Here is a 13,137-nt window from a genome sequence, read left to right on the forward strand (position 1 = left end):
CCCACCCTACTTATTTATCCTTTCACACACATAACTTGTTTGAGTGTTGCGACAACTTCAACCAAATCTGCTTGATTTGCCATCACTTGTTCTATCGGTTTATAAGCACCGGGAATTTCATCCAATACCCCAGTATCTTTTCGGCATTCTACACCTTGAGTTTGCTCAATTAAATCATCAAGAGTGTAGACATTTTTAGCTTTATTTCTAGACAATAATCGACCTGCACCGTGAGAACAAGAACAAAAGCTGTGGGCATTACCTTTACCTTTAACAATGAAAGACTTTGCCCCCATTGAACCAGGAATAATGCCGTAATCTTCTGTTTGGGCGCGGACTGCACCTTTGCGAGTCACATACACATCCTCGTCAAAATGCACTTCTTTTTCAGCGTAATTGTGATGACAATTGACCTGCAATAAAGGTTTATTCGCCTTTCCACCTACAAGATGCTTCTCGACTATGTGCTTAAAACGGGCCATCATCACATCGCGGTTGACACGCGCATACTCTTGCGCCCATTGCAAATCACGCCAGTATGCATGGAATTGTGGGGTTCCAGCTACAAAGTAAGCTAAATCAGGGTCAGCTAATTTATTACCTGCCATCTTCGCTAATTCTTTGGCTGTATTAATGTGACACTGAGCTAGATTATTGCCGATGTTGCGCGAACCAGAATGCAGCATTAGCCAAACTTGATTCTCTGTATCGAGGCACACTTCAATAAAATGATTTCCTCCACCTAGAGAACCCATCTGTTTCATCGCTTTGCCTTGCAGGTCTTGCACGCCGCGATGCAAGTCCTTAAAATCATTCCAGCGTTGCCAGTTGGTGACAGATTTTTCAACGTCTTTGTTTTCGTTGAACCCTGTAGGAATTGCTGCTTCAATATCTAAGCGGATTTTTTTCAGCTTACCTTCGAGTTGTTCGCCAGTAAATGGCGTTTTGATAGCACTCATACCGCAACCCACATCCACGCCCACAGCAGCAGGTATAATCGCTTCTTTGGTCGCGATTACAGAACCGACTAAGGCACCTTTACCTAAGTGGACATCTGGCATTAAGGCTACATGCTTAAACACAAATGGCAGGGATGCGACATTCTTTGCCATTTTGGTTTCTTCTGGCCCTAAAGGGTGATTTGCCCAGGATAAAACGGGTGCTGGTGTGGTAATTTCTAACTTTTCGTAGGGCATAATTTTTTATTTTGGATTTTTAATTTTAGTTTTTAGATTAGGAATTTGGCATTAGGTGGTTAAAGGGACAGGGGGAGATGAAAAGCGAGGGCGCGAATAATAACTCCTCAGTTAACAGTCAACACTCCCAATGCCCACCGAATAAAAAGCGTATACTACAATTGTAATATAAAATTTTCCGGTCTCAACCCGATCGCCACACAAAGAAAAGATGTATTAAAATTTGTAAAGGAAATCACTCTAATTAAAACAGTCTTTACACTTCTGACACATATACCTATGGCAGTGCGTCAAGATACAATCTGGGAACGTTTTTTATCCCCTGTAGCGCGTTTTTTTATTGATGAAGATGGGTTGCGCCGTTATCAAGAAAGTATTGATTGGGAGAAAGAAGGCGATCGCTTTCGCCGAGCTGATGTCATAATTCCATCGTACTACAGCGAACAAAACTTTCACGGGATTGCAGGGGGATATCTCACTTCTGGTGCAGCAGTGACTTACGACCCCATAACCCAATATGTTCTGCTGCCTAACGAAAATGTTATCCGTCAGGCTTTAATTGATACCATTAAAGTAAAACCACGACGCATACTTGATTTAGGTTGCGGTACGGGTTCCACTACTTTAATGTTAAAACAGGCTTTCCCCGAAGCTGAAGTTATTGGTTTGGATTTCTCACCTTATATGTTGGTAAGGGCAGAACATAAAAGCCAAGCTGCTGGTTTAGATATAGTCTGGCGACACGGGAATGCTGAGAAAACTGGTTTGAGTGATGCTTCCTTTGATTTGGTGACAGCTTCTTTACTATTTCACGAAATACCAGATGCGGTGTCATTAGCAATTTTGCGAGAAAGCTTCCGGTTGCTGGTAGCTGGAGGACAAGTGTTAATTCAAGATGGCAATCAAAAAACTCTGCGTCAATTAGATTGGCTCAGTGACCTTTTTGAAGAACCATATATTCGTGAGTATGCCAATGGTAGCGTCGATGCGAATATGGGTGCAGCAGGGTTTGAAGCAGTGCGAACTCAAGATGTGTGGTGGATAAATCAGGTAACTACCGGTATTAAACCGATAGCCGCTGAAAATCCTCGCCAATATTCTGTAACGTCGATAGACACCACAATAGATAATAATAATTTGGAGGGACTTGGATCGCCAGCGTTTGGCATAATCGCATGAGTTTAAAGGCAGTTCTCTTTGATTTTAATGGTGTCATCATTAACGATGAGCCAATCCACCTGCAACTGATAGATGAGATTCTCATTCAAGAAAATCTCCAACCCCAGCGGGTGGATGAGCGACAAGCTTCTTTAGGACGCAGCGATCGCGCTTGTTTTGGGCAACTACTCGCTAATCGTGGTAGAGTAGGCAATGAAAACTATTTAACTCAGATGCTGTACCGCAAAGCCCAAGCGTATGTGGTCGAACTAGAGAAAATTGAGAAACTGCCTTTATATCCAGGTGTTGAAGACTTGATATTTCAAGTGCGCTCGCGGAATCTGAAATTAGGATTAGTCAGTGGGGCTTTTCGCAAAGAAATAGAATTGGTACTCCAGCGAGCTAAACTAGCCGAACATTTTAAAATTATCGTCGCGGGTGATGACATCACTGCTAGTAAACCAGAACCCGATGGTTATCTACTGGCAGTAAAAAAATTAAACCAAGAATATCCAGAATTAAATCTGCAACCGCAAGAGTGCCTAGCAATTGAAGATACACCAGCTGGTATTCAAGCAGCAAAGCGATCGCATATGCAAGTTGTGGGTGTCGCAAACACTTACCCCTTCCATATGCTTCAGCGCTGCTGTAACTGGACTGTTGATTACCTCAGTGATTTGGAACTAGAACGCGTGCAGAAAGTTTATTCCCAAAAACAGCCCCAGCCATCGGTTACTGAATGTTAAAATATTCATTGGTGAATTAATTAAGGGGAATTAGCTCAGTTGGTAGAGCGCTGCGATCGCACCGCAGAGGCCATCGGTTCAAATCCGTTATTCTCCATGTGTCCATTAAATAATTATTATCAGTTTTAAAGAATTAATGTCCAGTTTTACGAAGTTCAGCGGCATAAGTTAGGCATTTTCAAGGCTTTGAACAATCAAATCAGTTTTAAAGAATTATTGTCCAAAATCAATCTGTAAAACTTGGCTATATATTTAGCCTCTAAATTTAATATATTAGAGCAAGCCCAAGGCTCTTTAGTTACAAAAGTAGCTTTAAAGCACTTTATTTTAAGTGTAATTACAAAATTTACTACCTCTTGTTTTGCTGTTTTCACCCAACCAGAAGCTACATTACTATAAAATAGCTGCGTTTTGCGTGCGATTACAGCGCTCCTTTCAACCCTCCTAATAACTTAGTACAGCTTTGCATTAATACGAGCGCGAATTTCTCCATTCAGATTTTAGCCATCGCCAAACTGTTGAAGTTAGGTAGAAAAAGCGAAGCTCGTTCATGAAATACTTTTACAGAGGAGCAAGCCTACACTATAACCACTACTGTGACACTACGAGTACAAATCCTCAAGGACAAATTTAATCAAAGCTCTCGGTGATGCCAGAAAAATGTTCAGCGAGAAAATCTACGAAAGTACTTATTTTGGGTAATAGGTATCGCCGATTCGTATAGACAGCATAAAGAGATGAGGTTGCCAACGTGTAGTCCAGCTTCAGCACCTCCAATCGTTGGCTGGTAAGATCATCTTCAATCAACCACTTAGGCAAAACCGCCAACCCCATACCGGCTAGGGTTGCCTGATACAGCATGGTAGTGTTGTTGGAGCGGATCGAGACTGGCAGTTTGACTGTCTTCCGCTCGTTAGAACCCTCAAAGAGTATCTCATCGGCAAACTGCGAGTAATAATAGCTGATGCTTACATGCTTCGACAGTTCGTTGGGAGTTTTTGGGTATCCATTTTTTTGCAAATAGTCAGTTGAGCCAACCAACATGAGTTGAATTGGGCAAATGCGTCGCGTGAGCAGTGAAGAACCGGGTTCCTCAGGCGTGACACGTAACGCCAAGTCAAATCCTTCTTTCACCAAGTCTACCAACCGATCGTTCAAATTCAGATCTAGCAAAACGTCTGGATAGCGAGAGCGGTACTTCGCCAAGGCTTTAGTGAATAACGGGTTAGCAAACCAAACTGGGGCGCTGATCTTGAGTACGCCACGCGCGACGACGGCTGATTGCCTCACCGTTGCCTCTACCATTTCCAATTTATCAAGTATTTCCCGGCATTGCTCATAATAGACCCTTCCGGCCTCGGTTAGACTTAAGTGTCGGCTGGTTCGATTCAACAAACGTGCGCCAAGGTTTCGTTCCAAGTGCATCACATGCTTGCTGGTCATGGCTGTGGATAAGTTGAGCCGTTCAGCGGCTGCCACAAAACTTCCCGATTCCACCACCTGAAGCAATACTTTCATGCTCGTTAAGGTGTCCATCGTAGTTCTAAAGTTTCCTAAGAAGAAAGATAGCATCAACAAAATGATACTTGTACAACGATCAAAAATGAATGTAATTTGAGGAAGACTGGCAGTATCAAATAGCTGAGCAAGTAAATAGCGATGACTGAACCAACAAAGGGGGGTATTCTATATTTTTTGCTCTTCGCCTGAAGAATTTATGCATTGGACGTTTCAAAAGTCTTAACAACAAATCTAGAACACTATCAACTCATCGACCGCCCACAAGAATTTCAGCGTAGAGGAGAATTTCAATGTCTCAGAACAACGAACTCACAGCGATCGACCGCTTTACCATCTTCGAGCAGTTGAATATGCATCAGCGATGTATCGACAAGGGTTGGGGGCGCGAGCAGGCCGACCTCTACAACCGCCTTTACTGGCCGGAGGGCAAATTCCACGTCTACGACCTACGTACTTCAACCTTCGAGGGTTTTGAGGGCATGAAGCAGATGTTCGACTACGCACACAGTGTCTTCCCGATGGACAAGTGGTTCCACTCTATGGGCGCGTTTGAAATTTTCGGATCGGGTGACAGGGCCGAAGCGCACTGGCGATGGTTCGTGTACTGGAAGGCTGAACACGTCGGAATCGTTTCGACTGGCACCTACGACGACATCTTTGAACGTCGCGATGGCGTTTGGAAGTGTCTGGAGCGCACCTCCAAGAGCGATCCCAACTGGCCGGTAGACTTGTTCCAGCCCTTCATCGAGCGCGCAGACATCGCCTTCAAGGCGTCCTGATAGTGAGACTTTTGTAGGTTAGGTGGAGCTTCGCGAAAGCCGTCTACATATCGCTCATGGAAATGCGCGTAAATTGTTTTCACTCTAACTAAAGGTTAAACACCAAGAAAACCGTTGTGTTGTGAGTGAGGTAAATCCAACCACTGATGGGAGTCGTTTATGGCACATAGCACAGTTGGCACTCATGTAGTCGTTGAGGATGCAGCTTCTCTGGCTGAAGCGGTTCAACGTACACATGTTGTAATCGAGGTGGCTGGTCGCCTTCATGACTTAGAGAAATTTACACTTCTTGAAGGCTCAAGTTTGGTGGGTACAACTTCTGAGGCAGAATTGGTCTTCAAGCCAGATTCAGACGGTATAGCGCTCACGGCAAATAACACCCTCCAGAACCTAACCCTCCGATCAGATCCGAGCCGATTAACGCTCAGTCTGGAACCGACAACGACTACCCTTGAACAACTCAAGTTGCAGCATCTCGTCGTCTACGGTCGGCTGCACTTGGAATCCAGTATTGTGATGACCGCTGACCTTGTGCTCACTGACGTTCAAGTGTATGACGGCGACAGCACCTCAGCGCTGCATCGTCCAGTCGGTTACGGCGTAGAGGTCGTTCCGGGTTCCCTAACGATCTACAACCGCTGTACCGATCCCCAAAGTCGCTGGACACTGCGTGCCGAAAACCTGTCAGGGGGAACGCGAGATGTGCCGTTGAGGGGTAGCGGCATCTTTATTTTTGGCGGCATGACTGTTCCCGCAAACGCTGATCCTCAAAGTGGACCAGCGCCCAGTTCTCCTGGTGGCATGATCGACCTGAAATTATTGACCACAGGCGAAATCCATACTAATGGCAATATCCCGGCTGGTACTGGCAATCTGATCTCAGGCGGGGTGTTCGTTGGCTCAGGCGTGAAGGCTCAACAAGTGATCAATAACAGTCCTGTAACAACTTACGGGACAAATGACATGGTGTTGGATAACTGGGGCAATGTCCGTCTTTGGCTTGCTCGGCAGTCCATTACATCTCATGGAACCAGTGGAATCGGATTCGTGAATTTTGGAGATTTGCAGACTCTAATTGTGCAAGGCGACCTGGCGACCTATGGCGAAGGGGCGCGGGGGTTCAATCTATATGACGGAACCTTGGCTTATGCAGAATTCAAAAGCATTACCACTCATGGCAATGGCTCGATCGGGATACAGACCAGTAAACCATTTGGCAATATCCTCGTGCTTGGGGACGTGATCACAAAAGGTGGTAGGGGTAACAGTTTGGTGCGTGGCGTGGTCGTACAGCTTGACGCGCACGCCCTAAGTCTCAAACCGGGCACAAGTGGAAAAGAGATCATTGTACTGGGTCGAGTCGAGGCTCAAAGAGAGGAAATTACCTCATTGGATTTCGCTGCTCCAGCCAGCACAGTTGAATTCATTACGATTGGTGGTCAGCAGTATGTCGATGGAGCGTCAATAGAGTAGGAATTGTAATTACCCAAAGGTAAGTAAGGGTTTAACGCTGAAACAGCGCGATCGCAGTTCAGCATTCCAAGCGACTACAAATCTTTTACTTGGTAATATTCAAAATTTCGATCACCAGTGATTGATGAAATGCCGATCCATTTTATGAAAAGGAGTACGTCACAATGGCAACGATGAAAGCAATCCGAATTCATGCTTACGGCGGGGCTGAAAACCTCAAGTACGACGAAGTACCCCGTCCTGAGCCGCAAGCAGGGCAAGTCCTCATTCAAGTGTATGCAGCAGGCGTAAATCCAATCGATTGGAAGATTCGTGAAGGGTTTTTCCAACAAATCTCTGATTATTCGCTGCCCGTGATTGCTGGCGCTGATGTGGCTGGTGTTGTTGCAAGTGTGGGCGATGGTGTCACCACACTGCAACCAGGACAAGCGGTTTATGGAACAGCAGACATGGCGCTTTCAGGAGCCTATGCTGAGTATGCAGTGGGCTATGCAGACGCGATCGCCCAGAAGCCAAAAACGCTCGATTATATTCACGCGGCTTCTGTCCCAATTGTGGCAATAACCGCATGGCAAGCATTGTTTGATGGTGCAAATCTCCAGCCAGATCAGAGCGTGCTGATTCATGGTGGCGCGGGTGGAGTAGGTCGCTATGCAATTCAGCTTGCCAAGTGGAAGAGGGCACGAGTCATTGCAACGGCATCGGCAGCCAACCTTGATGATCTGAGAAACCTGGGTGCCGATCAGGCGATCGACTATGCGAGTCAACCGTTTGAACAGCAGGTAAAAGATGTAGATGTAGTGCTTGATTTGGTTGGTGGAGAAACGCAAGCGCGATCGTGGCAAATCATTCGTCCCGGTGGCGTTTTAGTTTCGACACTTGGTGTGCCTGAATCAGGTATTCCACAGGGCATTGAAGCGGTTCCTGTTTTCGCCAATCTCAGAGCAAATTCCCAGCTCCAGCAGATTGCTCAATTGATTGATGACGGACAGATCAAAGCGTCTATTGAGCAAGTTTTTGAACTGGCAGAAGCCGCTAAAGCACAGGAAGTTAGCCAGCACGGACATCCACGCGGCAAGCTGGTTTTGCAAGTCGTTCATCCAGCTTGAGGCAGGCTTTTGTACAACTTTGGTTCATCGAACTTTTTTCCTGTAAGGGCGAAGCATTCGGGCAAGGGACTTCCAAATCAAAAAATATCCCATCGTTTTTAGGGCAGGGGGCAGGGAGCAGGGGGAGAGAAAGTCGTTTTGATAGGCGTGAAATTGGATAATTTATTTGTTGGAAGTCCCCAAAAATCTCTATTTCGATGGGTTATTAACCAAATGCTTCGTTCCTACGCAGAGTGTATTTTAGGCAAAGTTCATTAACGAAATCTTTGGAGTTATTGCTTAAAAAATGCGAACCAGACCCGTTGGTTTATCACTTGAAAATTTCTGCAACACAACCAATCAAGGCTGAAGATTACCCGCTAATCGAACAAGAGTACCTTGAGCTTTGACTATGAGTAGAAACTTAGTTATGTAGAAAAGTAAGGAGCGGCTATTATGGCAGCAACGACAGATAAGAAATCCTCAGCACCAAACATTGAACTAGGAACACCCGCACTGAACTGGATTGATGGCGAGTGGATTGATTCAAAAAAGCATACTGATAGCATCGATCCAGCTACAGGCAAGGTGATTGGAACTTATGCAGATGGTGGGCGTGACGAGGCAGTTCAGGGAGTTAATGCTGCGGTGCGGGCGTTCCGAGAATCAGACTGGAAGGAAAATCGGGGACTTCGTGCGCGAGTGCTGAATCAAATTGCCGATCGCTTTGAAGCCCGCAGAGATGAACTGATCGCGATTCTCTCGCTTGAAAACGGCAAAGTCCATGACGAAGCAGCATTTGAAGTCGATATGATTCCCAGCAAATTTCGATACTGGGCATCGGTTGTGCTGACGGATTATGGACGGGCGATGGAAGTCCAACCTGGACGCCTTTCGTTTGTGACTCGATCTGCGATCGGAGTTGCTGGAATCGTCGCACCGTTTAACTCGCCGCTTGTCCTGACTGTGCGTTCTCTGGCACCTGCTCTTGCTGCTGGTGTTACAACTGTTATTAAATTGCCGGGTAATACAGCACAAATCAACTATCTGTTTAGTAAAACCCTCGCTGAAGCTGCCGATTTACCGAAGGGCGTGATTAATGTCTTTAGTGAAAGCAAAGGTAGAGGCGGATCATCTTTTCTGATGGAGTCAAAGGATGTTCGAGTGATTAGCTTTACAGGAAGCACAAAGACCGGGAAAGCAATTTCCGCAACAGGTGCGGCGACGCTCAAGCTGTTTCAAACTGAACTCGGTGGTAAGACCCCGATGATCGTCTTTGATGATGCCGATCTGGAAGCGGCTGCACCCAAAGTTGAGAAGGCACTCACGACTTTTGCAGGTCAATTCTGCATGACAGGTTCTCGCCTTTTGGTACAGCGTGCTGTTGCCGATCGCTTTCGCACGCTGATCGCCCAGCGACTGGAAAACGTTAAGACAGGACCTGCGTCCGATCCGTCCAGTGATATGGGACCTCTGATTGATCAGCCGAACGTCGCTCGTGTTGACAAGATGGTGGAGGAGGCGATCGCCGCGGGCGCTAAGGTGCTTGTACGCGGCGGCCCAATTGTTGAAGGTCCACTCGCCAGTGGTGCATTTTACCGTCCGACTCTGCTGGAAGTGACCGATCCGAAAATGACGATTGTTCAGGAAGAGGTTTTCGGTCCAGTCCTCACCATGCAAATCTTCGATACTGAGGCAGAAGCGGTGCAGCTGGCAAACGATAGCGAGTATGGCTTGGCTGCAAGCATTTGGACTCGCGATGTTGACCGCCCATTGCGCGTCGCCCGCGAGATAGATGCAGGCACGATCTGGATCAACGATTGGGCGATCGTTTGGGACGAGTTTGAGGAAGGCGGATTCAAGCGTAGCGGCAACGGCAGGCTGAATGGTCTGACAGCGATGGATGAATTCCTGGAGTACAAACACATCGCCTTCAACTCAGGCACGATCTCTGGTGCTGGCATTTCTGCTCAATAGTCGAGCTCGAAGCCAAGTTTTGAGTTCTTCCTAAATAAGCTTCACAACCATCAAACCTAATAATCAGGTTCGCTTAAGCGACCTTACAAGAACATATATGTCAAGTAGCCCGTAGAAATCGTTTAAGCCCTTCTCAAAGACCCTACCAACCCTGAGGTCGTCAACTGGCTCGTCTCCCCTGACACTGTCTACGTATCGCTCAACTACGATGATCCCGACTTGAAAAAGCTCATACCTTGGGCAGACACCCATAGGAACCAAGTGAAGACTAATTATGAACGGAATCAATAAACGCCTGAGTTTGACTTTGTCTGCCGTGTTACTTGCTCTTGCTCCACTCAGTGCAATAGCTCAAGAAGTCAGTCCACCATCGATAGATACACCAGCTGCCATGTCCAAGCTGGTTCTCGCTAGGGTAAAAGAGCAGCGTCGCGGGCAATATGCCTATCCAGCGGGGTTTAACCCTGTTCTGTCACTCTCCGAAAACATTTGCCATTTGTGAATTCTAGAGCTTTTATCTACCAGGCGATCGCTCGATTATTTTCTAATAACAAATACAAGACCTATTTTTTCTAATAGTAAAGCCTGTATTGACCGACTGATATAGCTTTCAAAGATTGGCTACTCGGAAAGTGACAAAAGAGGGTTAAGAGTGACTACGTGGAGAGTAACGGCATCAAGCTGCACTACGTCAGCGCCGGATCGGGCAGTCCCATCGTGTTTGTCCACGGTTTTGGTTCGACCTGGAAAATGTGGGAACCCGCCCTGAAAGCATTTGCTGGCACGCACCAGGTCATTGCCATCGATTTGCCCGGACTTGGGCAATCGCAAGCCTCCCAGACTGGGTATAGCGCACAGGCTCTCTCCAGCTATCTGTTGACAGCCATCAATAAATTGACGAGAGAACCCATCATATATGTTTCCCATGATCTGGGCAATACAGCCTCTTATCCAATGGTCGCCAACAACCAGGATTACATCAAAAAAGTCGTATTCATGGATTCGCCAATTCCGGACAAGGCGATGTGGACTTATCCGGGCTACACCCCGAAAGGTCCTGGCCTTGGTTGGCATTTCGGCTTTTTTAGCTACGGGGATATCGCCGAAAAATTGATATCGAACGACCCTAAACTGTTTATGGCTTACTTTATACAAAGCTATGCCGGGAAAAAGGATATTTTCACTGATGCGTTACTCGACGAACTAATTAAGCCTTACTTGAGATCGAAAATTTGCACGCTGCTTTTAGCGGCTACTACAGATTTCACTCTGAATCCATCAAACAGAACCAAGCGCTGCTATCCGCTAATAAGCTGATTAGAATTCCATCCATGTCGATCAGCGGTGGCAAGGGCGTAAAAGACGTATTGCCCAAGCAAATGGCGGCACGTTTCGTGGAAGATAAAAAGAAATTCAGGGCTGTGATCTTGCCGGAATCTGGTCATTGGCTGATGGAAGAATCCGGCCCTGAGGTAATTGCTCTTCTAGCTGAATTTATCAAAGATTGAATGCGTCTTCCCCGCGATTCGCGGGACCCGAAGAGTTCTTCCGAGGCACGACTTGCCGCAAAATCACTACTAGAAACCAACTGTAACTGAAAACGAACACACCCATGTCAAACATCAACGTTGAAATTGTGCAGGAACTCCTCAAAGGTGCCACCAAGCCTGAGGTCGTCAATCGGCTTGTAGCCCCCGAAGCCATCTACGTATCACTCACCTATGATAATCCCGACCTAAAAAAGCTTATGCCTTGGGCAGGCACGCATAAAGATGGTCCGGCCAGCGTCCTCAAAGTTTTCCAGGAGCTCAACACTTTTTGGATGATTGAAGACTTAGAGGTTCAAGATGCCTTTGGCGAAGGCGAGAACGTAGCGCTCTTCGGCACCTTCACCACCCACTCGGTAAAACTTGATAAAAAGTTTACCTCTCCCTTTGTTTTCTTTGCGAAGGTCAAGAACGGCTTGGTCACATACATGCAGTACATGGAGGACACTTTTGGCACAGGTTCGACCTTCCGATCTGGTGGTACCTGGACATTCCAGGGCAACCCAGACGGCAGCGAAGTATCAGTGCCGTAGCAAAGTGTCCCAGGTGAATGACAGGCTTGAAAAGCTGAAAAGTCTGTGGTTTAAACAGTCTGCAATTGAAGAGGATAGTGCGATCGCTTCCTACTTTCCAAGATAACCGAAGTGCGATCGCTACCTGTACTGAATAAATCGGTAGTATGCCTAAAATACCTAAGTATGAGCCCTGTCTGTTGTATGCTCATAATCCTTATCTAGTTTGTGCTGTCCATCTTGATGGGCCAAAAGGCGACATCTGCTTAGACTTCTGAGAAGACTCAAACGCCCAAGCCGAGGAACTGTGGCAGCAACAGGGAACAGCCTACTACAACGGTGAGTTGATTGTGCAACTACAGCAACGTTGGATACAAGAGCAACAGTTAGAGTTGTTTAAGGCGTTGTTACATGAATAAGGAAAAATCCCTAGCTGTCTAAATGGTATACAAAGCAGGTAAGCTAATATTGCACCTAGCAGCAGTAAAAAATTAATAATAGTAAAGTTGCCTCGGCATTGCCCATAACGGAAATTCAGTAATAGCAAACGAATAATCTTAGAATGTTCGCTCATCGAATGTGTTCATTGTGGAGCAGAATTAGCGCTACGCAGATCAAGGCATATGCGTAAAATAGTTCAAACAATGGATGGTGCAGTGTTTATGGCAGGTAAGAGTAAAGAATGTACCAATCCCAGTTGTACAGATTTTGGCAAACATTACTACGTGACTGGGGTACCAAAATAGAGTCTGCTATACAGTACCTATGGGCTAGATGTGTTGGCATTTATAGGATGGCAACATGAGCATAAGCATCAACAATTGGTAGAAATTCATATTAAACAATCCGGTGTTGCATAATAGAGGGATGAATTGAGGTCATCTACTGTGCAATGTCCATACTGTGAGTCTACGGAAATTAGAAAGAATGGAAAACGGAGAGGTAAACAAAATCACATCTGTAATAACTGCGAGCGCCAATTTATTGATGTGTACGATCCGCCAAAAGGATACTCAGAGAAACTTAAACAAGAATGTTTAAAAATGTATCTTAATGGTATGGGTTTTCGTGGGATTGAACGGGTTAAAGGTGTACATCATACTACTATAATTTCTTGGGTAAAACAAATAGGAGAAAAGC

15 protein-coding genes and 1 tRNA gene are annotated in these 13,137 nt (G+C 46.0%); 13 read left to right on the forward strand and 3 right to left on the reverse strand.

Going from position 1 to position 13,137, the window contains the following annotated elements; all coding sequences use genetic code 11:
• Window positions 1-14: 14 nt before the first annotated feature.
• A complete protein-coding gene (locus FCR06_RS26110) occupies window positions 15-1,196 on the reverse strand; it encodes an RtcB family protein (protein WP_138504946.1) in 1,182 nt (393 codons plus the stop codon).
• A gap of 279 nt (window positions 1,197-1,475) precedes the next feature.
• Here FCR06_RS26110 and FCR06_RS26115 point away from each other — a divergent pair, with 279 nt between their 5' ends.
• From FCR06_RS26115 to FCR06_RS26125, 3 genes are all read left to right on the forward strand, one after another.
• Window positions 1,476-2,375 carry a class I SAM-dependent methyltransferase gene (locus FCR06_RS26115; protein WP_138504948.1) on the forward strand — a complete coding sequence of 300 codons (900 nt, stop codon included), beginning with the start codon at window positions 1,476-1,478 and terminating at the stop codon, window positions 2,373-2,375.
• Window positions 2,372-3,100 (forward strand): HAD family hydrolase, encoded by a 729-nt coding sequence (locus tag FCR06_RS26120; protein ID WP_138504950.1) that lies wholly within the window; start codon window positions 2,372-2,374, stop codon window positions 3,098-3,100. The genes FCR06_RS26115 and FCR06_RS26120 overlap by 4 nt, the downstream gene beginning before the upstream one ends.
• Before the next feature lie 24 nt (window positions 3,101-3,124).
• A tRNA-Ala gene (locus tag FCR06_RS26125) sits at window positions 3,125-3,197 on the forward strand.
• A 533-nt stretch (window positions 3,198-3,730) separates the two neighbouring features.
• On the opposite strand, the gene FCR06_RS26130 is transcribed toward FCR06_RS26125, so the two are convergent.
• Window positions 3,731-4,636, reverse strand: a complete 906-nt coding sequence (locus FCR06_RS26130) for a LysR family transcriptional regulator (protein WP_138504952.1) — start codon at window positions 4,634-4,636, stop codon at window positions 3,731-3,733.
• Between the two features lie 275 nt (window positions 4,637-4,911).
• On the opposite strand from FCR06_RS26130, the gene FCR06_RS26135 reads away from it, so the two are divergent.
• The 8 genes from FCR06_RS26135 (at window position 4,912) to FCR06_RS26165 (ending at window position 12,018) form a co-directional block, all read left to right on the forward strand.
• Window positions 4,912-5,400, forward strand: coding sequence for a nuclear transport factor 2 family protein (locus FCR06_RS26135; protein ID WP_138504954.1), 489 nt, complete (start codon window positions 4,912-4,914; stop codon window positions 5,398-5,400).
• Between the two features lie 159 nt (window positions 5,401-5,559).
• Entirely contained in the window at window positions 5,560-6,873 is a 1,314-nt protein-coding gene (locus FCR06_RS26140; protein WP_138504956.1) for a hypothetical protein, read from the forward strand.
• A gap of 173 nt (window positions 6,874-7,046) precedes the next feature.
• On the forward strand, window positions 7,047-7,982 hold the full coding sequence (locus FCR06_RS26145; RefSeq protein ID WP_138504966.1) for an NADP-dependent oxidoreductase: 936 nt from the start codon (window positions 7,047-7,049) through the stop codon (window positions 7,980-7,982).
• 435 nt (window positions 7,983-8,417) lie between these two features.
• Window positions 8,418-9,938: an aldehyde dehydrogenase family protein gene (locus tag FCR06_RS26150; protein WP_138504958.1), complete on the forward strand. Its 1,521-nt coding sequence runs from the start codon at window positions 8,418-8,420 to the stop codon at window positions 9,936-9,938.
• Between the two features lie 274 nt (window positions 9,939-10,212).
• Window positions 10,213-10,440: a hypothetical protein gene (locus tag FCR06_RS26155; RefSeq protein WP_138504960.1), complete on the forward strand. Its 228-nt coding sequence runs from the start codon at window positions 10,213-10,215 to the stop codon at window positions 10,438-10,440.
• 158 nt (window positions 10,441-10,598) lie between these two features.
• Window positions 10,599-11,255: an alpha/beta fold hydrolase gene (locus FCR06_RS26160; protein ID WP_223280296.1), complete on the forward strand. Its 657-nt coding sequence runs from the start codon at window positions 10,599-10,601 to the stop codon at window positions 11,253-11,255.
• A gap of 14 nt (window positions 11,256-11,269) precedes the next feature.
• The gene (locus FCR06_RS33865; protein ID WP_223280297.1) at window positions 11,270-11,446 is read left to right on the forward strand and encodes an alpha/beta fold hydrolase; all 177 of its coding nucleotides are present in this window, start codon (window positions 11,270-11,272) and stop codon (window positions 11,444-11,446) included.
• A gap of 104 nt (window positions 11,447-11,550) precedes the next feature.
• Window positions 11,551-12,018, forward strand: coding sequence for a nuclear transport factor 2 family protein (locus tag FCR06_RS26165; protein WP_138504962.1), 468 nt, complete (start codon window positions 11,551-11,553; stop codon window positions 12,016-12,018).
• A gap of 50 nt (window positions 12,019-12,068) precedes the next feature.
• On the opposite strand, the gene FCR06_RS33025 is transcribed toward FCR06_RS26165, so the two are convergent.
• Window positions 12,069-12,209 (reverse strand): hypothetical protein, encoded by a 141-nt coding sequence (locus FCR06_RS33025; protein ID WP_189523585.1) that lies wholly within the window; start codon window positions 12,207-12,209, stop codon window positions 12,069-12,071.
• Window positions 12,210-12,620: 411 nt separating this feature from the next.
• On the opposite strand from FCR06_RS33025, the gene FCR06_RS34430 reads away from it, so the two are divergent.
• Together FCR06_RS34430 and FCR06_RS26170 are read left to right on the forward strand one after the other, a co-directional pair.
• The gene (locus FCR06_RS34430; RefSeq protein ID WP_262984714.1) at window positions 12,621-12,743 is read left to right on the forward strand and encodes a hypothetical protein; all 123 of its coding nucleotides are present in this window, start codon (window positions 12,621-12,623) and stop codon (window positions 12,741-12,743) included.
• A 141-nt stretch (window positions 12,744-12,884) separates the two neighbouring features.
• The coding region (locus FCR06_RS26170; protein WP_138504964.1) for an IS1 family transposase at window positions 12,885-13,137 on the forward strand (253 nt) is incomplete at its 3' end.

Origin of the sequence: Nostoc sp. PA-18-2419, assembly GCF_005869855.1 — a bacterium.
Classification (GTDB): domain Bacteria; phylum Cyanobacteriota; class Cyanobacteriia; order Cyanobacteriales; family Nostocaceae; genus Nostoc.